This is a genomic window from Actinacidiphila bryophytorum (assembly GCF_016916835.1).
GTDB classification, from domain to species: Bacteria; Actinomycetota; Actinomycetes; order Streptomycetales; family Streptomycetaceae; genus Actinacidiphila; species Actinacidiphila bryophytorum.
This window is the reverse complement of the sequence record NZ_JAFFIX010000005.1, coordinates 353,153-373,861: the sequence shown is the minus strand read 5'-3', so window position 1 is coordinate 373,861 and position 20,709 is coordinate 353,153. Positions and strand designations below refer to the sequence as shown.

Sequence of the window (20,709 nt, the reverse complement as noted above, 5' to 3'; positions counted from 1 at the left end):
TGTGCGAATGGGTGGCGTGAATGAGGGTCAGTCGTGCGAGTGCAGCGGCTTGCCCGCGAGGGCCAGATGGGCCTCGCCCATGGCCTCGTTCTGCGTCGGGTGCGCGTGGATGAGCTGCGCGACCTCGGCGGGCAGCGCCTCCCAGTTGTAGATCAGCTGCGCTTCGCCGACCTGCTCGCCCATCCGGTCGCCGACCATGTGGACGCCCACGACCGCACCGTCGCGGACCTGGACGAGCTTGATCTCGCCCGCGGTCTTGAGGATCTTGCTCTTGCCGTTGCCCGCCAGGTTGTACTTGAGCGTCACGACCTTGTCTGCCCCGTACACCTCCTTGGCCTTCGCCTCGGTGATGCCCACGGACGCGACCTCGGGGTGGCAGTACGTCACCCGCGGCACACCGTCGTAGTCGACCGGCACGGCCTTCAGGCCCGCCAGCCGCTCCGCCACCAGGATGCCCTCGGCGAAGCCGACGTGCGCCAGCTGCAGGGTCGGGACCAGGTCGCCGACGGCCGAGATGGTCGGCACGTTCGTCCGCATGTACTCGTCGACCAGGACGTAGCCGCGGTCCATCGCGACGCCCTGCTCCTCGTAGCCCAGGTTCTGCGAGACCGGGCCGCGGCCGATCGCGACCAGCAGCACCTCCGCCTCGAAGGTCTTGCCGTCGGCCAGCGTCACCTTCACACCGTCCGCGGTGTACTCGGCGCTCTGGAAGAAGGTGCCCAGGTTGAACTTGATGCCGCGCTTGCGGAAGGCCCGCTCCAGCAGCTTCGAGCTGTTCTCGTCCTCGACCGGCACCAGGTGCGGCAGGCCCTCGACGATCGTCACGTCGGTCCCGAAGGACTTCCACGCCGAGGCGAACTCGACGCCGATGACACCGCCGCCGAGCACGATCGCGGTCTTCGGGACCCGGTCCAGCGTCAGAGCGTGGTCCGAGGAGATGATCCGGTTGCCGTCGATGGTCAGCCCCGGCAGCGAGCGCGGTACGGAACCGGTCGCCAGCACCACGTGCCGGCCCTCGATCCGCTGGCCGTTCACATCGACCGAGGTCGGCGACGACAGCCGCCCCTCACCCTCGATGTACGTCACCTTGCGTGACGCCACCAGGCCCTGCAGGCCCTTGTAGAGGCCCGAGATCACGTCGTCCTTGTACTTGTGGACGGCCGCGATGTCGATGCCCTCGAAGGTGGCCTTCACACCGAACTGCTCGCTCTCGCGAGCCTGGTCCGCGATCTCACCGGCGTGCAGCAGCGCCTTGGTGGGAATGCAGCCGTTGTGCAGACAGGTGCCCCCGAGCTTGTTCTTCTCGATCAGGGCGACGTCCAGTCCCAGCTGCGCGGCACGCAGCGCCGCTGCGTAGCCGCCACTGCCGCCGCCGAGGATCACTAGGTCGAAAACAGTGCTGGCGTCGTTCGCCACGTCACGTCCTCCATGCATGGGTTCGCCGGAGCCGGTCCACCATGACCGGGCGGCGGCTTTGGTTCGGCCGCTTTGTCTCAAAGGGGGCCCTGTCGTGCCGAGACAACATCTTCGCACTTCTCGGGGGCTCGCGGGCCACCGGCCCTGCCGGTCACAACACGGCGAGCGGCCCCCGGCATGTCGCCGGGGGCCGCACGTGACACATCTCACCCGGACTGCACCAGGTCGTCCCGGCCTGCGCCGGGACGTCCCGGATCAGAGCAGGTCGCCCTCCGCGGTCAGCCGGGCCAGCGCCACCAGGGTGCGCACCGCCGAGCCCGTACCGCCCTTCGGGGTGTAACCCGACGGTCCGCCCTCGTTGAACGCAGGACCTGCGATGTCCAGGTGCGCCCACGTGATGCCCTCGCCCACGAACTCCCGCAGGAAAAGTCCCGCGACCAGGCCGCCACCAGGGCGTACGCCCATGTTCGCGATGTCCGCGGTCGGGGAGTCGAAGGTCTTGCGCAGCTGCTGAGGCAGCGGCATCGGCCACGAGTCCTCGCCCTCCGCGAGCGCCGCGGTGTGCACCGCGGTACGGAAGTCGTCGTCGTTCGCCATGATCCCGAACCGGCCGTCACCCAGCGCCAGCACCATCGCGCCCGTCAGCGTCGCCACGTCCACGATCGCGTCCGGTGCCTCCTCCGACGCCCTGGCCAGGGCGTCGGCCAGCACCAGCCGGCCCTCCGCGTCGGTGTTCAGCACCTCGACGGTCTTGCCGCTGTACATCTTCAGCACGTCGCCGGGGCGGGTCGCGCCGCCGCCCGGCATGTTCTCGGCCAGCGCCAGCCAGCCGGTCACGTTGACCTCAAGGCCCAGCTTCGCGGCGGCCACGACCGAGGCGAACACCGCGGCGGCGCCGCTCATGTCGCACTTCATCGTCTCGTTGTGCCCCGGCGGCTTCAGCGAGATGCCGCCCGAGTCGTACGTGATGCCCTTGCCGACGAAGGCCAGCGAGCGCGTCGCCTTCGCGTGCGAGTACGCCACCCGCACCAGGCGCGGGGGCGTCGCCGAACCCTGGCCCACGCCCATGATGCCGCCGTAGCCGCCCTTGAGCAGCGCCTTCTCGTCCAGCACCTCGACCTTCAGGCCGAACTCCTTGCCCGCGGCCTGCACCGCGGCGGCGAACGCCTTCGGGGTCAGGTCGTTCGGCGGGGTGTTCACCAGGTCACGCGCCCGGTTCACCTCCGCGGCCACCGCGGTCGCCCGCTCCACCGCCGCCTTGTGCGCCTTGTCCCGCGGCTTCGCGCCGACGATCGCCGCCTCGGCGAGCGGGCACTTGCCGGAGTCGGCCTGGTAGGCGGTGAAGGCGTACGCGCCGAGCAGGGCTCCGATCGCGACGGCCTCCACCTCCTCGGGTGCCGCGGCAGGCAGCGCGAACGCCGCCTTCCTGGCTCCCGCCAGCGCCCTGGCCGCGGTGCCCGCAGCCTTGCGCAGCGCCTCGGGGTCGAACCCCGCGCCCTCCTCGGGGGCGTCCCCGAGACCCACCGCCACCACGACCGCGGCCTTCACGCCGTCCGGGGCGGGGAGCTTGGTCAGCTCACCCTCCGCGCCGGCCGCGCCGAGCGTCTCCAGCGTCGAGGCGAGCTTCCCGCCGAAGGCGGCGTCCACCGCTTCCGCCCCCGGGGCGAGGCGGGGGCCGCCCTTGGCGGCCTTGCTCACCCCCACGACGACGGCGTCCGCGCGCAGCGCTGCGGCGGCGGAGGTACTGAGTGTCAGAGCTGTCACGGTGGCTCAGGTCCTATTCGGTCGAGGTCCTTGTCAAAGGCCGGTGGATGGCCCGGCCGGGCCGGTCCCCGCATCGTATTCCGCCACATCATCGGGGCGCCCCGCGGTCGGCCCAGCCGAGCCTACGCGCTGCGCGATTCCCTCGGGGGTGCGCGTGCCCGGGGTGCGGTGGGTCGGTGCCGCTTCGGGGGTATCTCCTCGGCCTGCGCGCCTTGGCTCTTCCCGAACGAGGCGGCGGGAGTCTCGCGCATGCCTGCGGGGACACCCCCGAACCGTCCCCTCGGCCCGGCTGGCGGCTTGCGGTTGTCGTGTGCGGGGTGGGCTTTGGTACGTCTCGGCCGCGTCGGCTGCTGGCGGTTCGCTGGTGTGCACGAGCATGCAGTCGCCGATGGCGGGGTGCGGCCACGAGGAGGCCCGCACTCGACATCTCACCTGCACGGGTCTGGGGGCACCCCCACGCGGAGCTGTGGGGGAGGGTGGGAAACGGACCCGCGCCGGTAGGCGCGGGGGGCTAGGCCGTGTTTTGGAAGTAGGGCCGTCCGCCCACAGGGCGGGCCCCGCGGCGTCCGGTGCGTGCGATCGCAAGGCGGAGGGTCGTCCTCGTAGTGGGCCTGCTCGGACGACTCCGACAACGCAGCGAGCGTGCGTGCCAGGCGTCGCGGGGCAGGCGGGACTTCCAAAACACGGCCTAGCGCAGGGCTAGGGCCAGGAAGGCCACCGTGGCCGCGGCCTCCGTGGCGGCGCCGAAGACGTCGCCGGTGACGCCGCCGAAGCGGCGCGTGCAGCGCCGCACGAGGAGCTCGCCGGCCGCGGTGCCGCAGAGGACGGCGGCGGCGAACCGGAGGGGGGTGAGCCCGCCGAAGGGCGTGGCCGCGGCCGCGGCGACGGCGGCACACAGCGCGGTGGGGCCGAGCGCGGCCCAGGGCGGTACGGACCCGGCGACGGCGGCGCCGAGACCGCCCGGCCTGGCGGCCGGGATCCCGCGGCGGCACGCGGCGAGGAGTGCGGTGCGCCCGGCGACGGCGGAGACGAGCGCGGCGCCGCCGCCGTACACCCACCCGTGCCCGTAGCACGCGGCAGCGGAGGCGACCTGCGCGAGCAGGACGAGGACGAGGGTGAGGACCCCGAACGGCCCGATGTCGGACTGCTTCATGATCCGCAGCGCCTCTTCCGCCTCCTTGCCGGAGCCGAGCGCGTCCGCGGTGTCGGCGAGCCCGTCGAGGTGCAGCCCGCGGGTGAGGACCGCGGGCACCGCGACGGTGCCGACCGCGGCGAGCAGCGGTGTGGCACCGAGGGCGACGAGGACACCGCCCGCGGCCGCGGCGGCCAGGCCGACGACGGCGCCGACGAGGGGCGCGGCGAGCATGCCGCCGCGGGCAGCGGCGCGGTCCCAGCGGGTGAGCCGGGCGGGCAGCACGGTGAGCGTGCCGAAGGCGAACCGCAGGGCGTCAGCGAGGGTGGCGGGCGGCGGGGTGGTCACCGCGCGAGGCTACCTGCCGGGTGAAGAGGGCGAGGACGAGGGCGACGCCTGCGAGGTGTTCGTAGCCGGCGAGGTTGGGGAGGGAGACGACCTCGACCACCATGGCCAGCACGATCGTGCCGACCGTCCACCACGCCCGGTAGCGCAGGGCGACGTGGACGCCGAGGGCGACGACGGCCGCGGACGGCCCGGTGTCGCGTACCAGGAGGTCGTGCGCGGGCAGGCCGGGCGGCCAGTGCGGTCCTGCCCACAGGGAGTAGCGGGCGAAGCCGGTCCCGGCGAGGGTCGCCAGCAGGGCCACGGCGAGGGTGCGGCGCGGCCCCACCGTGGTCTCGGCGATGCCGAAGACGACGAGGACCTGCAGGAGCAGGCCCCATACGGGCAGCGAGGGGTCGGGCAGGAAGACCGAGACGGGGGTGCGCAGCAGCGCCTGCCACCAGGGGAGGCCGGCGTAGACGCCGCCGAGGCGTTCGACCCAGGTGTGCGTGCCGTGGAGGTGCTGGAGGAGCTGCAGCAGGAGGATGCCGGCGCAGGCGCCGAGGGTGACGGGGACCGCCCGCGGTCCGCGGCTGCGGATCCGGGTGGCGACGTCAGTGAGGACGGTCCGCCACTCGGCGGCCAGGGGCCACCGGCTCCACCGGGCGGCCGGGGGCGGCGGGGCGGCGGCGGAGGGGGGAGGGGAGGCGGGGGACGCCGAGGAAGCCCTCGGCACGGGCGCCCGCGAGACCGATCCTGGGGAGTTCGCTCGACTTGCCGAAGAGGACATACCGCGGCTCCCAGATCGGCCGGAATTTGGCGTTGGCGCGGTAGAGGGACTCGATCTGCCACCACCGCGAGAAGAAGGTCAGCAGCGAGTGCCACAGCCGCAGCACCGGTCCGGCGCCGAGGCGCGAGCCGCGTTCGAAGACGGACCTGAACATCGCGAAGTTCAGCGAGACCTGCTCGACCCCCACTTCCTCGGCCTGCCGGATCAGCTCGATGACCATGAACTCGATGAGGCCGTTGTCGGAGCCGCGGTCGCGCCGCATCAGGTCCAGGGACAGGCCGTGCGGCCCCCAGGGCACGAAGCTCAGCAGCGCCCGCGGCCTGCCGTCGCCGTCGGCGCACTCGACCATCACGCACTGCCCGTCGGCGGGGTCGCCGAGCCGGCCGAGTGCCATGGAGAAGCCGCGTTCCGTCTGCCCGTCACGCCAGGCGTCGGCGTGCTCCAGCAGGACGGCGAGTTCGCCCGGCGGGATGTCGGCGTGCCGTCGGACGCGGACGGTGCAGCCGGAGCGCCGTACCCGGTTGTGGGCCTGCCGGACGGTGCGCATCGCGCGGCCTTCGAGGGTGAAGTCGGCGGTCTCCACGATCGCCTCGTCGCCGAGTTCGAGGGCGTCCAGGCCATGCCGGGCGTAGACCGTGCCGGCCTCCTCGCTCGCGCCCATCACGGCCGGCACCCAGGCGTGCTCCCTGGCCTCGGCCAGCCACGCGTCGATGGCGCCGGGCCAGGCCTCGGGGTCGCCGATGGGGTCGCCCGAGGCGAGCGAGACCCCGCCCAGCACGCGGTAGGCGATCGCGGACTTGCCGCTCGGCGACCAGATGACGCTCTTGTCGCGGCGCAGCGCGAAGTAGCCGAGCGAGTCGCGCTCGCCGTACTTGTCGAGCAGGGCGCGCAGCCGCTGTTCGTCGTCGGCGCCGAGGAGTTCCCTGCCGCGGGGGGAGCGGAAGGCGACGAAGAGGACCAGGACGAAGAGCAGGGTGCTCATGACGTTGATCACCACGTCCACCCAGCCGGGGGTGGAGATGGTCAGGAAGGCGCTGTCGCCGGGGACCAGGGAGACCAGCCGGAGCAATGCGTAGCCGAAGCTGTCGCCGAAGGTGCCGCGGTGCTGGGAGTTGGTCGCCGCGACCAGGCCGGTGCCGACCAGTGCGGCCAGGACCAGGCCCGCGGCGGCGACCACCGCGGCCTGCCAGGGGTTGGCGGGGTCGCCCTTGGCACGGAATTCCCGCCGGCCGGCGAGCAGCGCGGCCAGGAAGGCGGTGGTCAGGGCGAGCGAGACCCAGTTCTGGGCGTGCCGGTGGATGTCGGGCCACACCATGCTCAGGGCGAGCGCGGCGAAGAACAGCCCGCACAGCACGAGGTTGAGGATCCAGGCGGCGCGTTTGCGGCGGCGCATGGTGACGGCGAGGAAGAGGGCGATGGCGCCCGAGGTGAAGCCGGCCGTCAGCAGGTACGGGGTGAAGTAGTCCTGCGCATTGTGCCGGCGGATGTCGGCGCCGAAGGAGACCCAGACGGCGCCGAGGAAGTTCAGCGCGGCCACCGCACGCAGGTACCAGACCGTGAAGACCGCGCTGCGCGCTGCCAGGCGGCGTGGTGGCCGCGGACTTCCCATGGGTGGGAAGCATAGAGCGTAATGTCTGATTTACAGCATTACGTTCCCGGCGCGTCGGGAGGGCGCGGCGGCTACGCCTCCGGCTCCTGCACGGACTCCGCGTGGTCGGCCGGCTTCTCCTCGGGCAGTTCCGCCGACAGGGCCGCGGCCGACTGGACCAGCGGCAGCGCGAGCAGGGCGCCGACACCGCCGCCCACCGTGATGCCGTGGTCGAACAGCGGGTCGAGCGAGACCCGGTCCAGCGCCTTGGCCTGGCCCGGCTCACCCGTCGCATGCCCCGCCAGCCACCAGTCCGGCGCGCGGAAGGCGATCCGCTGCCCCACCAGCGCGCAGGCCGCGCTCACCACACCGTCCAGCACCACGGGCAGTTTGCGCACCGCGGCCTGCAGCAGGAAGCCCGTCATCGCCGCGAAGTCGGCGCCGCCCACGGCACCCAGCAGCGCCAGCTGGTCGCCCAGCACCGGGCGGGCGCGGCGCAGCGCGTCCCTGATCGCCGCGCACTTGCGCATCCAGGCCAGGTCGTCGATACCCGAGCCGCGGCCGGTCACCACGGACGCGTCCGTGCCGCACAGCGCCGCGATCAGCACCGCCGCCGGGGTCGTGCCGCCGACGCTCAGGTCGCCCAGCACCACGATGTCCGTGCCCGAGTCCGCGTGCCGGTCGGCGAGTTCCATGCCCGTACGGAAGGCCTGCTCGGCCTCCTCCCGGGTCAGTGCGTCCTCGACGTCGATACGGCCCGAGCCGCGGCGCACCCGGTACGCCGTCACCTCGTCAGGCAGCTCCGCCGGGTCGCAGTCCAGGGCCATGTCGACGACGTCGACCGGTACGCCCAGGCGGCGGGCGATCACGTTCACCGGGGCGGTGCCGTCGACCGCCGCCTTCGCCAGGACACCGGCCGTGCCCGCCTTGCGGGCCGACACGTCCAGCTGCGCGACGCCGTGGTCGGCGGCGAACAGGATGACGCGGGGGGAGGTGAGGGGGCGCAGTGGGACCGCGCCCTGCACGGCCGCCAGCCAGTCGGCCAACTCCGCGGCCTTGCCGAGTCCGTTCGCCGGGCGCACCAGGGCCGGCCAGCGCTCTGCCGAGTCCCGGCGCAGGCGTGCGTCGGGGCGCTCCACCAGGGAGCCGAAGTCATCCAACTCAATCCCACTCACCCGCCGAACAGTACCGCCCCGGGCAGGACGCAGTCCTGCCCGGGAGGTCGCCCCCGCCCTACCCGCCCCTTGCGCCGGTCGGCCACCCTTCCCTGGCCGGGGGCACGCAGGTGGGTGCCCCTTGCTGCGGCGTCGCGTTCCCCCCCTCCGCCCGGGCCGGCCGCGCAGCCCCCCGCGCCCCTTCAGTCCCTGCCCCTTGCGGTGGGCGGTCGCCTTTCCCTCGGCGGGGGGCGCAGGTGATTGCCACTTGCTGTGGGCTCGCGCCTTTCTGTGGGTGGGTGATGGGGCGCGCAGTTCCCCGCGCCCCTGATGGTTGCCCTCTGCCCGCAGAGCTGGCGCTTCCAGGCGGCGCCCTCTGCGCAGGAGGGTGAGCGTTTTTCTGAGGGCGCCGTCTGCCGGCGAGGGTGAGCGTTTTTCAGGGGCGCGGGGAACTGCGCGCCCCGTCCGGGCGGGCGGAAAGAAGGCAACGCCACCGCACGTGGCAATCACCTGTGCACCCCCCGCCGGGGGAAAGCGAATCGCCCACCGCACGTGGCAATCGCCCAGGGGCGCGGGGAACTGCGCGCGGAATCCGTCACCGGGGGAAAGACGCATTGCCACCGCACGTGGCAATCACCTGCGCACCGCCCGCCGGGGTAAGGGGGCGTTACCGGAGGCGGAGGGGGAGGCCGGACACCAGGAGGAGGACGTGGTCGGACTCGGAGGAGATGCCGGCGTTGAGCCGGCCCAGCTCGTCGCGGAAGCGCCGCCCCGCGGCAGTGGCGGGCACAACGCCGGAACCGACCTCGTTGGAGACCGCCACGGCGGTGCGACGAGTCGCACGCCATGCCGCGACGAGCTCGTCGGCGCGTGCCCGCACGCGCCGCGCGGCCCCGTTGTGCCAGGCCTCGTCGTCCCACGCGCCCTCCGTGTCGAGGACGTCGGTGAGCCACAGGCCGAGGCAGTCGACCAGGAGCGGCGGGCCGGTGGCGTCGGCGAGGAGCGGGACGAGGTCGCAGGTCTCCAGGGTGCGCCAGCCGGCGGGGCGGCGTTCGCGGTGCCGGGCGACGCGGTCGGCCCAGTCGGCGTCGCCTTCCCGGGTGCCGCCGGTGGCGACGTAGACGACCTCGGGGAAGGCGGCGAGGCGCCGTTCTGCCTCCGCGGACTTGCCCGAGCGGGCGCCGCCGAGTACGAGGGTGCGGCGCGGCACGTCGGGTACGGCGTGGTAGTCGCCGGCGACCAGCGTCGTACCGTCGGGCACGGCCCTGGCGCCGTACGCCGCGAGCCGCCGGCTCAGTTCGGGTTCGGGCGGGGCGTCGTGGCCGAGGTGGACGGCGACCACGTCGGTCGTGCCGGTCACCGCGCCGGCCGCCCGCAGCCGGGCGAGCGCGTCGGGCCGGCCGACGGCGTCGAGCAGTACCAGGTCGTACGGCGGCTCGTCGGTGCCGTTGACGCCGGCCGGTGCGCAGCCGGGCGGCAGGTACAGCAGGCGCAGGCCGTCGGGGGACTCGACGGCGTAGCCCGTGCCGGGCGCGTCCATGGCCATGGCCCGCACCTTGTGGCCGGTGATCAGGGTGAGCCGCTGCCCGTCGGGCACCCGGGCGGGTGCGGGCAGCCCGGGCGGGATCTCCACGGCCGGGCCGTCGTGCGGGTGCGAGAGCAGGACCAGGCGCAGACCGGCGAGGCTGTGCCCGGCGCGGGCCGCGGCCAGGGCGACGCCCGGGGTCAGGTCGAGCAGCACCGCGCCGTCGACCAGGACGGAGCCGGGCGCGCGGGCGCCGTCGCCCACGGCGAGGGCGCAGGCCGCGCACGGGCAGTCCGGTACGGGCAGGCCTTCGGGTCCCGCGGTGCCGAGCAGAGTCGCTTCCACGGCACGATCGTCTCGCGTCGCGCCGCGCGGGGCGCGCGGGGTCCGCCATGTGGCGACGACCCCCGCAGGCGCCGACCCTGCGGTTACGCTGCGAGGGCAGGCCCCGCAGCACCCCGGACCCTGGACGCATCGAGGAGACACACATGGCGTGGACGTGGCGGTTCGAGAAGGCCGACGGCACCGAGGTGGAGCCCGCGGTGCAGCCCGAGGAGTTCACCACGCAGGGCGATGCCGAGTCCTGGCTCGGCGAGTCCTGGAAGGACCTGCTCGAAGGCGGCGCCGACCAGGTGGTCCTCTTCGACGGCGACGCGAAGATCTACGGCCCGATGAACCTGCACGCCGACGCGTGACGACGCGGTGCCCCCCGGCGGGGGGCACCGGTCTTTCTCAGCCCAGCGACGCCAGCGTGACCTGCGTGGTCTTCGTCGCGCCGCCCCGCTCGTAGGTCACCGGCACCTTCGTGCCCGGGGTGAGCGCGGCCAGCGCGGTCGTGAGGCTCTGCACGGTGGTGATCGGCGTACCGCCGAGCTTGGTGATCACGTCACCCGACTGCAGCCCGGCCTTGGCGGCGGCGCCGCCCTTGGTCACGGACACGATCGCCACCCCCGCCGGCTGCTGGTCCTGGTCGACCACACCCCGCACCGTCACGTCGAGCGCGGCCCGGCCGGAGTCGGTGACCTTGCCGTTCTTGATGATCTGGTCGGCGATCCGCTTCACCGTCGAGGACGGGATCGCGAAGCCGATGCCGGGCGCCGCCCCGCTGCCGAACTGCGGGTCAGTGGCGGCCAGCGTGGGGATGCCGATCACCTGGTTGTCGAGGTTGACCAGGGCGCCGCCGCTGTTGCCGGGGTTGATCGCGGCGGACGTCTGCACCATGTCCGGGATCGTGGCTCCCGTGCCGCCGCCGGACGAGCCCTCGCTGACCGTACGGTCGGTCGCCGAGACGATGCCCTGCGTGACGCTGCTGGACAGGCCCAGCGGGTTGCCCATCGCCAGCACGATCTGGCCCACCGCGACCTTCTGCGAGTCCGCGAAGTCGGCGGGCTTGAGGTCCTTGGGCGGGGACGTCAGCCGGATGACCGCCAGGTCGTTGGCGGGGAAGGAGGAGACCAGCTTCGCGCCGAGCGGGCTGCCGCCGGTGGCCAGCGAGACCTGGAAGCTCGTGGAGTCGCCGATCACGTGAGCGTTCGTGACGATGTCGCCCTTGTCGTCGTAGACGACGCCGGAGCCCAGCTCCTGCTGGGTCGTGATCTGCACGACGGAAGGCAGGACGGCCTTCACGGTGTTCTGGTACGCGGTCTGCAGGTCGTCGCCGCCGGACGCGGCGACCTGGGCGTTCGCCTCGGGCGACGACGAGTTTCCGGCTGCGCCGGTGGTGCAGGCCGTTGCGGCCAGCAGGGCCGCGCCTGGCAGAAGGACGGTGAGCGATCGCCTCATGCCCCGATCCTCCCCCCGCCTCCGCGCCCCCACCTGCGCCCCGCACCCATCCGAGTGCCTCGGGCTTTGGGGCTACGCCTACGAGGCTGCGCCTTGCGGTGGGCGTGCGTCTTCCCCCGGCGCTGGGTTCCGCGCGCCCCTGGGTGATTGCCACTTGCTGTGGCGTTGCTTGCTTTCCGCCCGTTCGGGCTGGGCGCGCAGTTCCCGCGCCCTGGTGGGTGCCCCCTTCCCGCAGGGCGGGCATTCCCTGGCCTGCGAGGGCGAGCGTTTTTAAGGGGCGCGGGGAACTGCGCGACAAGCCCCCACCGCACCGCAAGGTGCGAGCCCACCGCAAGGGGCAGTCACCTGCGCACCCCCCCCGCCGGGGGAAAGGTGAGCGCCCAGCGCAAGAGGCACCCTCGACGGAAAACCGCCCCGCAGGGGCTAGGCCGTGTTTTGGAAGTCCCGCCTGCCCCGCGGCGTCTGGCACGCACGCTCGCTGCGTTGTCGGAGTCGTCCGGGTAGGCCCACTACGAGGACGACCCTCCGCCTTGCGATCGCACGCACCGGACGCCGCGGGGCCCGCCCTGTGGGCGGACGGCGCTACTTCCAAAACACGGCCTAGGTGCGGAGGCCGCAGACGTGGAGGAGCGCGGCCACGCCGCGATAAGGATCGGTGCGGCCGGCCGCTTCCTCGGCGTCGAGGAGCGCGGCCAGAGTGGCAGGGTCCCCGGGGGCGACCGCGTGGTCGGGTGCGGCGTCGGTGAAGACGCGCACGCCGTACCAGGCGTGCAGCGGCGCGCAGATCCCGGTGAGCGTCTGGGTCAGCGGCGCGAGCCGGTCCGCCCGGGTGGCGAGCCCGAGGCGGTTCACGTACCCGGCGGAGCCGAAGGCCTGGAGCGCGCCGCCCCAGTCCCCCAGCAGCCCTGGCCGCATGGCCAGGGCGTCGCCGTTGCGGACGACGAGCGAGAGCAGGCCCCCGGGCGCGAGCACCCGGGAGAGCGCCGCGAGCATCGGTTCGGGGTCGGGCACGTACATGAGCACCCCGTGGCAGAGGACCACGTCGAAGCAGGCGGGCCCGAAGTGCCTGCCGGTCTCGCGGCCGTCACCTTGGAGGGCGACGAAGCGGGCGCGGACGTCCGCGGGCTCGGCGGCGACGGCGGAGCGCAGTGCGGCGAGCATGGCGGGGTCGGCTTCGAGGCCGGTGACGAGGTGCCCGGCGCGGGCCAGCCGCAGCGCCTGCGTGCCCTGGCCCGGGCCGATGTCGAGCACGCGGAGCCGCCGTACGGCGTGGGCGCCGCCGGCGGGCGGGAAGTGCTCGGCGAGCTGCTCGTCCAGCTGCCGGGCGACCAGCTCCTGCCTGACGGTGTTCCGCAGTCCGCCCAGGCCCGCGAGCCAGCTGTCGGCGCCGCCGTGGAATCCGCCCGCGCCGGGGGCGGCCGGCTGCCCGCCGGGGACGATGCCGTTCAGAGTTTGGCGCCGCGCTGGACCTGCGGCTTGGGGAGCCGCATCCGGCGCATCTGGAGCGTACGCATCAGGCCGTAGGTGACGGCGCGCTTCGTGTTCTGGTCGGGGAAGCGCTTGGCGAGCTGCCTGCGCAGGGCGAAACCGGTGATGACCGAGTCGATGAGGATCAGCACGATGACCAGCACCCACAGGAACAGCGACAGCGTCTGCACGGCCGGCATGAGGCTGCCGATGAGGATCAGCACGGCCATCGGCAGGAAGAACTCGGCGACCCGGTAGCGGGAGTCGACGTAGTCGCGGGTGAATTTGCGCACCGGTCCCTGGTGGGCGGCGGGCAGGTGCCGCTCGTCGCCGTTGGCCAGCGCTTCGCGGCGCTTGGCCAGGTCGACGCGGCGGGCCTCGCGGGCCTGCTTGGCGGCGGCCTTGCGGTCGGTCGGTGTGTTGGCCGCCTTGCGGCGCTGCTGCTGGGCCTCGCTGCGCTTGGGCGTGGGGCGACCCTTGGGAGCCTGCGGGTCGCGGGTCTGGTCCTCTAGTACCGCGGCTACGGCGAGGGCCTGCTCATCTTCGGAACGACGTCGGAACACATGTCCAAGGTTACGTGGTCCCGCCGCCCGACCCCAGCCCCCTGGGCTGTCGTATCGATCTCCCTACTCCCTGGGCAGGGGGTGGGCGGCCCGTGATCGTCCTTGCGGATGAGCGCATCCGCGTCCGAACAGTGCGGTAATGGAACCAAGGCCCGTAGGCTGGGGTCTGTAGAGGTGCTGGAGCAGTTGCCGGAGAAGGGGGCGCGCGAGGCCCATGAGCGGTGTCATGAAGCGGATGGGACTGATCTTCCGCGCGAAGGCCAACAAGGCCCTGGACAGGGCCGAGGACCCGCGCGAGACGCTTGACTACTCGTACCAGAAGCAGCTGGAGCTGCTGCAGAAGGTGCGGCGGGGTGTGGCGGACGTCGCCACCTCGCGCAAGCGGCTGGAGCTGCAGCTGACCGAGCTGCAGAAGAAGTCGGCGACATACGAGGACCAGGGCCGCAAGGCGCTGGCCCTGGGGCGCGAGGACCTGGCGCGCGAGGCGCTGTCCCGGCGGGCGGCGCTGCAGCAGCAGGTCACCGACCTGGAGACGCAGCACACCACGCTGCAGGGGGAGGAGGAGAAGCTCACGCTGGCCTCCCAGCGCCTGCAGGCCAAGGTGGACGCCTTCCGTACGAAGAAGGAGACCATCAAGGCCACCTACACCGCCGCCCAGGCGCAGACCCAGATCGGCGAGGCCTTCTCGGGTATCTCCGAGGAGATGGGCGACGTCGGCATGGCGATCCAGCGTGCCGAGGACAAGACCGAGCAGCTGCGGGCGCGCGCGGGTGCGCTGGACGAGCTGATCGCGTCCGGTGCCCTGGACGACCCGACCGGCATGGCCAAGGACGACCTGCAGGCCGAGCTGGACCGGATCTCCGGCGGCAGCGACGTGGAGCTGGAGCTGCAGCGGATGAAGGCGGAGCTGGCGGGCGGCAGCGCCCCGCAGGCGATCGAGGGCGGCCAGGGCAACCGGGACGCCCAGGGCCGGCCGCAGGACACCCCGAAGTTCGACAAGCAGTGAGGCGCCGCGGCCGGCGGCAGCGCCGGCCGGTTCACCGGCAGGCTCCACCGGCACGCAGATCCACCCGGCACGTCGCCACGCACACACCGGCAGTGATGCCCGGCAGCAACTGAGCCGCACAGGAGGAGGCCGTCATGATCGCGCGGATCATGGGGGAGGGCCAGGTGAGGTTGGCGGACGCCGACCTCACCCGGCTCAACGAGCTGGACAACGAGCTGCTCGCCGCAGTCGAGAGCGGCGACGAGGAGGCCTTCCGGCGCACGCTGGGCGCCCTGCTCGACACGGTCCGCAGCCTCGGCGAGCCGCTGCCCGACGACGCACTGGAGCCGTCGGAGCTGATCCTCCCCACGGCGGACGCCACGCTCGACGAAGTCAAGGCGATGCTCAAGGACGACGGCCTGATCCCGGGCTGACCCGCGGGCGCGGACCAGGGACCGGCCGCCGGCGACGGCCGGGACAGGGACGGCCGCACCGGCGGCCCGTCCGGGGCGATCGGCGGGGGCGCAGCCCCGGAATACAGTGGCTACCGTGCAGTATCCCAGGAGAGCTTCGGGCCGCCCCGCGCGGTGGCGGCAGGTGCCGCGCCGCCGGGTGCTGTGGGCCGTGCTGCTGCTCGGCTGCGCTCTGTCGGCACTTCTCGTCGTACGCCACTGGGTCGACGGCTGGGTCGTCGCCGTCCTGGCCTGGGCCGGTACCGCGGTGGCCGCGGCGGACGCGGTACGCAGCCGGCGCGCGTATGCGGCCGCGATAGCCGAGCGTGCGCAGCGGGCCGAGGAGACCCGGGAGGAAGAGGCCAAGCGGCGGGTCGCGGAGGAGCGGCTGCGGATCGCCCGCGAGCTGCACGACGTCGTCGCCCACCAGATCGCACTGGCCAACGTGCAGGCGGGTGTTGCCGCCCACGTACTGGACCGCCGCCCGGACCAGGCCCGGCAGGCGCTGGCGCACGCACGCGAGGCGAGCCGGTCCGCACTGGACGAACTGCGGGCCACCGTAGGGCTGTTGCGGCTGCGCGGGGAGCCCGCGGCGCCGATGGAGCCGGCCCCCGGGCTCGGGCTGCTCGACCAACTCCTCGACAGCTTCCGGCGGGACGGTCTCGAGGTCACCGTCGAGTGCCGGGGCGGCGGCGAGGCGGCGCCCGCGCCGAAGGGTCCGCTGCCGGCCAGCGTCGACCTGACCGCCTACCGGGTGATCCAGGAGTCGCTGACCAACGTCCAGAAGCACGCGGGCCCCGGCGCCGGTGCGGTGGTACGGATCAGGCGCGACCCGGGGGCACTTGAGGTCGTGGTGGACGACGACGGCGCACCCGGCACCGCCGAGTCGCTGCTGCCCGTGCAGAGCGGTCCGCGGCCGGACGCGGCGGGCGACGGCAGTTCGCAGGTGCCGCCGGGCATCCCCTGCCCCGGGCGGCCCACCGAGCGCGGCACCGGCGGCCACGGGCTGCTGGGCATGTACGAGCGGGCCAGCGCGCTCGGCGGGGTCTGCCGGGCCGGCGCCCGGCCCGGCGGCGGCTTCCGGGTGTGGGTCCGCCTCCCGCTGTCCGCCCCGCCGCGCGGCCAGCGCCACCAGGCCGCCCCGGCGCCCGCCCCCGCCGACGGCACCTGCGGGGCCTGCGGCTGACCACCGGTAAAGGCGCAGTTTCCGGCGCCGGCAGGCTCAGAGGAAGAGCCGCGAGGGGATGTACGGGTTGGGCGGGCGCATCCCGCGCAGGCACACATAGCCCGCGTTGGAGATCTCCAGGCCCGCCGCGATGCCCACGTCGACGGCCCACTCCTGCTCGGCCGTCAGCCCCGGCACCTGGACCTGGCGGCCCTGCGGCATGCTCACCAGGGCCGCGGTCAGCAGCCGGGTGGCCAGCCGCCGCGAGGTCGCGGCCAGCAGCTCCACACCGGTGTCGTCGGCGTAGCAGTAGCCGCTGCCCGCGAGGTCGTCCACGACGAACAGCCGGAAGTGCCGCGGCAATTCCTCGTGGTCGGAGCCGTGGGCACCGCCGCGGGTGCGCCGGTCGACGGAGTCCATCAGGTCGCGGTGCCGTGCGGTGCCCTCGTGCACGGCACCGTCCAGCGGCGGCAGCCCCGCCGGGTCGACCACGCCGGTCAGCCGCATCGCCGGGTGCAGCGTGAAGCCGGCCCTGCGGTACGTCCGCGGCGCCGCCGGATGCTGGGTGCTGCAGATGATGCCGCGCAGGCAGGCCCTGCCGTGCACCAGGGCGCGGGCCATCAGGGCCTTGCCGACTCCTTTGCGCTGGGCGCCGGGCGCCACCGCGAGCAGCGACAGGCCCCAGGTGCCCTCGCGCCGCGAGGACAGCACCGCGCCCACCGGGCCGGCCGCCTCGTCCTGGGCGATCCAGCAGCCGCCGGGGTCGGTCCTGGCCAGGTGGCGGGTGCGGCCGCGCTCCCGGGCGGCGGTGTCGGGCCTGGCGCCGTCCTGCGGCGCCCCGGCCGCCGGGTCGCCGCCGATCTGGCGCGAGGCGCCGAAGGCGGCGGCGGTGATCTCCCGCACGACCTCGGCGTCCTCCTCGTCGTCACGAACCGGTCGAAGGATCACCGGTCCATCATCGCGCCGGGCCGCCCGCGGCGGCAGGGCATTTGAGCGGCGCCCTACGGCAGGGCGAGCATCTGCTCCAGGGCGAGCTTGGCGAAGTGCTCGGTCTCCGCGTCGACTTCGATGCGGTTGACCGGCTTGCCGTCGGCCAGCGACTCCAGCGCCCACACCAGGTGGGGGAGGTCGATGCGGTTCATGGTCGAGCAGAAGCAGACGGTCTTGTCGAGGAAGACGATCTGCTTGTCGGGGTGCGCCTTGGCCAGCCGGCGCACCAGGTTCAGCTCGGTGCCGATGGCCCACGAGGAGCCGGCAGGGGCCGCGTCGAGCATCTTGATGATGTACTCGGTCGAGCCGACGTGGTCCGCCGCGGTGACGACCTCGTGCTTGCACTCGGGGTGCACCAGCACGTTGACCCCGGGGATGCGGGCGCGGACGTCCTCGACCGACTCCAGCGAGAAGCGGCCGTGCACCGAGCAGTGCCCGCGCCACAGGATCATCTTGGCGTCCTGCAGCTGCTCGGGGGTCAGCCCGCCGCCCGGCTTGTGCGGGTTGTAGACGACGCAGTCCTCCAGGGCGATGCCCATGTCGCGTACCGCGGTGTTGCGCCCCAGGTGCTGGTCGGGCACGAAGAGCACCTTCTCGCCCTGCGAGAACGCCCACTCCAGCGCGCGCTGCGCGTTGGAGGAGGTGCAGATCGTGCCGCCGTGCCGGCCGGTGAAGGCCTTGATGTCGGCCGAGGAGTTCATGTACGACACCGGGACGGTGACGTCGGCGACGCCCGCGTCGGCCAGTACGTCCCAGCACTCGGCGACCTGCTCGGCGCTGGCCATGTCGGCCATGGAGCAGCCGGCCGCCAGGTCGGGCAGGATCACCTGCTGCCGCTCCGAGGTGAGGATGTCGGCGGACTCCGCCATGAAGTGCACACCGCAGAAGACGATGTACTCCGCCTCCGGCCTGGCCGCCGCGTCCCTGGCCAGCTTGAACGAGTCGCCGGTCACGTCGGCGAACTCGATCACCTCGTCGCGCTGGTAGTGGTGGCCGAGGATGAAGACCTTCTCGCCGAGCCGCGCCTTGGCCGCCCTGGCGCGCTCCACCAGGTTCGGGTCCGACGGTGCGGGAAGGTCGCCGGGGCAGTCCACGCCCCGCTCGCTGCGCGGGTCGGACTCGCGGCCGAGCAGCAGCAGTGCCAGCGGGGTGGGCTGTACGTCCAGGGTTTCTGTGGTGGTCACGGGCGGGACGCCCTTTCTTGACAGCGCAGACCTTTTCGTCTACTTGACGCTATCAATCATAGCCCGTTCGCGTCAGATTGACGATGCCGGGTAGCGTCGATGTGACGCATTCGTCCTCACTGCCGTGCGGGGGCCGCCGTGTGCGAGCATGGTGGGTGACGAAGACGCCGCGGACTCGCTCGCCCCGGCCGGAATGAATCCGGAAGGGCGCCGGTTAGCAGACGGTAAGCCAGTAGTCCGTACAACCCGGGAGTGAAGCAGATGACGGTTCAGGACGAGACCACCACGACGGACGGCATCCTCCTGTCCGACGCCGCCGCCGGCAAGGTGAAGAGCCTGTTGGAGCAGGAGGGCCGCGAAGACCTCGCGCTGCGGGTCGCCGTCCAGCCCGGCGGCTGCTCGGGCCTGCGCTACCAGCTCTTCTTCGACGAGCGCTCGCTCGACGGAGACGTGGTCAAGGACTTCGGCGGCGTCAAGGTCGTGACCGACCGCATGAGCGCGCCGTACCTCGGCGGTGCGTCCATCGACTTCGTGGACACCATCGAGAAGCAGGGCTTCACGATCGACAACCCGAACGCCACGGGTTCCTGCGCCTGCGGCGACTCTTTCCACTGAGCTTCTGCCAGGGCTCTGCCCTGCCGGACACGTGATAAGGGGCGCGGGGAACTGCGCGCGCAACCCACCACCGGCCGGTGGTCCGGCACGTACCGATCTGCCCCTTTGGGGCGGTGACGACGTGCACCACGGTGGTGGACTGGGCGCGCAGTTCCCCGCGCCCCTTTGGCATGCCCTGCAGGGCGTGTGCGGCCCTAGGAAGCCTTGACCGGGGAATTGGTCGAGGCATCGACGACCGTGCGGGTCCCCAGGGGGGCGCTGAGGGCGACCGAGGCGGCCTGGGACTTGGCCAGGTCGGGGCAGGGCGCCCCGGGATGCATCGGGGTGGCGGTCACGGTGACCCGCACCTGCGTGGGGGTCTCGACGGCCGACGCCGAGTACGTGTCGCAGATCCCGCCCCAGAAGGTGAGCGTCAGGGAGCTGCCGTGCGGCTGGTAGGCGGCCACCGCCACCCGGGGCGTACCCGGGGAGCCGGTGCCGGGGGCCGAGCCGCCGCCCTGGGAGGGGGGCTGCTCCACGGCCGGCTGGGCGATGACCGAGCCGGCCGCCGCCCCCTCGGGCTTCGCGTCGAAGAGCCACGCAGGCAGCAGTGCCTGTCCGCCGCCTGACACGAACTGCGTGGCCAGGCCGAACCGGGCGCCGGTGATGTCGATCGGCGCCATGTGCGGCGCCACGCACGGCAGGCTGGTCGGGAGCGTCCTGTCCTGGCCCGGCAGGGTGGGCGAGACGGCAGGCCCTGCCGCGTTCCCCTTGTCCGGCATCGGCACCTGGCAGGACATCCGGTGGTCCGGGTGCATGATCCGCTGCGACGACAGGTTCCGGTACGCCTGCTGGGCGCTGATCACCTGCTGGCTCTCGCCCTTGACCAGCGCCGACAGGCGGCCGTGTCCGCCGGTGACCCGGCCGTTCGGGTCGATGTCGAGGGAGGTGTCCCAGCCGTGCGTGGGCAGGCCGCCCACCACCGGGTCGGCGGTCACCGTCCTGGTCGCGGCCGCGGTCCGGCTCGCGTCGACCTGTGCGCCGGACAGGCCGAGGCCGTCGAGGACCGGCGCCGCCGCCGCTCGCGCCCGCTGCTCGGGGACGGGCGGGGTGCTCTCGGCCCGGTGCGAGGTGGACGCGCCGGAGTCCGCGGGCGCGTCGGCCGCCGGGGGCGGGACCTGGGGGAGCGCGGGCGGCACCACGCGCCGGGCACCCGGGGTGACCTGGCTGTTGGCGGCGTACGACCACGTGCCGGGCGCGTCCTTGCCGACCAGCAGCGCCGCGCCCGTACCGTCGGCGGAGCCGACCCGCCAGGAGCCGTGGTCGTCGACCACGGCGCCGGTGACGCCCAGCAGGGCCGCGAGCCGCGCGACCGCGGCACGGTCGGGGCCGCCGTCGGGGCGGTAGAGGGGGGCCGAGGACGGGCCGTCGGCGGGCAGCGTACCCGTCAGCCGGTAGTCGCCGCCCGTGCCGGCCACCGTGCCGGGACCCGCAGCCACCCCGCCAGGGGCCGTGGCCGTGGCCGCGACCGACCCGGGACGGGCGCTCGGCGACGTCCCGCCGCCCGCGGCCACCGCCCAGTACGCCCCGCCGCCCGCTGCCGCCAGCACCGCGGCGGCCACCAGGGCGACCGTCAGCCGCCTGCGCTGCGGGATGTCGTGCGGGTGCTCCGCGGCGTCCCCGCCGACCAGGATGTCGTCGTCCGCACCGCCGGCGTGCCCGTGGGCCGCCTCATGATCGTCGTGCTCGCTGCTCACCGCGCACACTCCTCGGCTCCGTCAACCGTCAGGTGCCGATGGGACGCGGCCGGCCGCCGACCGGTTCCGCGGGAGGG

Annotated in this window: 17 protein-coding genes and 1 pseudogene; 5 read left to right on the top strand and 13 right to left on the bottom strand. The window is 73.5% G+C overall.

The features are described 5' to 3' along the window. Positions 1-27: 27 nt before the first annotated feature. From lpdA to JT723_RS10855, 7 genes are all read right to left on the bottom strand, one after another. A complete protein-coding gene (gene lpdA / locus JT723_RS10880) occupies positions 28-1,416 on the bottom strand; it encodes a dihydrolipoyl dehydrogenase (RefSeq protein ID WP_205044315.1) in 1,389 nt (462 codons plus the stop codon). A gap of 255 nt (positions 1,417-1,671) precedes the next feature. Further along, on the bottom strand, positions 1,672-3,180 hold the full coding sequence (locus JT723_RS10875) for a leucyl aminopeptidase (protein WP_205044314.1): 1,509 nt from the start codon (positions 3,178-3,180) through the stop codon (positions 1,672-1,674). Between the two features lie 688 nt (positions 3,181-3,868). Continuing rightward, a complete protein-coding gene (locus JT723_RS10870) occupies positions 3,869-4,660 on the bottom strand; it encodes an adenosylcobinamide-GDP ribazoletransferase (protein ID WP_205044313.1) in 792 nt (263 codons plus the stop codon). Beyond that, entirely contained in the window at positions 4,629-5,282 is a 654-nt protein-coding gene (locus tag JT723_RS36405) for a hypothetical protein (protein ID WP_372441270.1), read from the bottom strand. The genes JT723_RS10870 and JT723_RS36405 overlap by 32 nt, the downstream gene beginning before the upstream one ends. After that, positions 5,251-7,035, bottom strand: coding sequence for a phosphatidylglycerol lysyltransferase domain-containing protein (locus JT723_RS10865; RefSeq protein ID WP_205044312.1), 1,785 nt, complete (start codon positions 7,033-7,035; stop codon positions 5,251-5,253). The genes JT723_RS36405 and JT723_RS10865 overlap by 32 nt, the downstream gene beginning before the upstream one ends. Positions 7,036-7,106: 71 nt before the next feature. Further along, positions 7,107-8,189, bottom strand: a complete 1,083-nt coding sequence (locus JT723_RS10860) for a nicotinate-nucleotide--dimethylbenzimidazole phosphoribosyltransferase (protein WP_251512832.1) — start codon at positions 8,187-8,189, stop codon at positions 7,107-7,109. A gap of 646 nt (positions 8,190-8,835) precedes the next feature. After that, positions 8,836-10,038 (bottom strand): bifunctional adenosylcobinamide kinase/adenosylcobinamide-phosphate guanylyltransferase, encoded by a 1,203-nt coding sequence (locus JT723_RS10855; RefSeq protein WP_205044311.1) that lies wholly within the window; start codon positions 10,036-10,038, stop codon positions 8,836-8,838. 143 nt (positions 10,039-10,181) lie between these two features. On the opposite strand from JT723_RS10855, the gene JT723_RS10850 reads away from it, so the two are divergent. Further along, positions 10,182-10,388 carry a hypothetical protein gene (locus JT723_RS10850; RefSeq protein ID WP_205044310.1) on the top strand — a complete coding sequence of 69 codons (207 nt, stop codon included), beginning with the start codon at positions 10,182-10,184 and terminating at the stop codon, positions 10,386-10,388. A 37-nt stretch (positions 10,389-10,425) separates the two neighbouring features. Here the strand turns inward: JT723_RS10850 and JT723_RS10845 are convergent, their stop codons facing one another. The 3 genes from JT723_RS10845 to JT723_RS10835 all read right to left on the bottom strand — a co-directional run bounded on the left by JT723_RS10845 (position 10,426) and on the right by JT723_RS10835 (position 13,505). Continuing rightward, on the bottom strand, positions 10,426-11,475 hold the full coding sequence (locus JT723_RS10845; RefSeq protein ID WP_205044309.1) for a S1C family serine protease: 1,050 nt from the start codon (positions 11,473-11,475) through the stop codon (positions 10,426-10,428). 600 nt (positions 11,476-12,075) lie between these two features. Beyond that, positions 12,076-12,840, bottom strand: a complete 765-nt coding sequence (locus JT723_RS10840) for a class I SAM-dependent methyltransferase (RefSeq protein WP_205044364.1) — start codon at positions 12,838-12,840, stop codon at positions 12,076-12,078. Positions 12,841-12,920: 80 nt separating this feature from the next. Beyond that, entirely contained in the window at positions 12,921-13,505 is a 585-nt protein-coding gene (locus tag JT723_RS10835) for a DUF3043 domain-containing protein (protein ID WP_205044308.1), read from the bottom strand. A gap of 214 nt (positions 13,506-13,719) precedes the next feature. Between JT723_RS10835 and JT723_RS10830 the strand changes: the two genes are divergently transcribed. The 3 genes and pseudogenes from JT723_RS10830 to JT723_RS10820 form a co-directional block, all read left to right on the top strand. Continuing rightward, complete coding sequence (locus JT723_RS10830; RefSeq protein WP_205044307.1) at positions 13,720-14,511, top strand: PspA/IM30 family protein; 792 nt, start codon at positions 13,720-13,722, stop codon at positions 14,509-14,511. Positions 14,512-14,645: 134 nt separating this feature from the next. Next, positions 14,646-14,924 carry a PspA-associated protein PspAA gene (gene pspAA, locus JT723_RS10825; protein WP_205044306.1) on the top strand — a complete coding sequence of 93 codons (279 nt, stop codon included), beginning with the start codon at positions 14,646-14,648 and terminating at the stop codon, positions 14,922-14,924. 142 nt (positions 14,925-15,066) lie between these two features. Continuing rightward, a pseudogene (locus JT723_RS10820) lies at positions 15,067-16,128 on the top strand (sensor histidine kinase); the annotation flags it as partial. 36 nt (positions 16,129-16,164) lie between these two features. Here the strand turns inward: JT723_RS10820 and JT723_RS10815 are convergent. Continuing rightward, entirely contained in the window at positions 16,165-17,055 is an 891-nt protein-coding gene (locus JT723_RS10815; protein ID WP_205044304.1) for a GNAT family N-acetyltransferase, read from the bottom strand. A 53-nt stretch (positions 17,056-17,108) separates the two neighbouring features. Continuing rightward, complete coding sequence (gene nadA / locus JT723_RS10810) at positions 17,109-18,281, bottom strand: quinolinate synthase NadA (RefSeq protein WP_251512836.1); 1,173 nt, start codon at positions 18,279-18,281, stop codon at positions 17,109-17,111. Between the two features lie 261 nt (positions 18,282-18,542). On the opposite strand from nadA, the gene JT723_RS10805 reads away from it, so the two are divergent. After that, a complete protein-coding gene (locus tag JT723_RS10805; RefSeq protein ID WP_033176230.1) occupies positions 18,543-18,896 on the top strand; it encodes a HesB/IscA family protein in 354 nt (117 codons plus the stop codon). Between the two features lie 194 nt (positions 18,897-19,090). Here the strand turns inward: JT723_RS10805 and JT723_RS10800 are convergent, their stop codons facing one another. After that, on the bottom strand, positions 19,091-20,632 hold the full coding sequence (locus tag JT723_RS10800) for a hypothetical protein (protein WP_205044303.1): 1,542 nt from the start codon (positions 20,630-20,632) through the stop codon (positions 19,091-19,093). Positions 20,633-20,709: the final 77 nt, after the last annotated feature.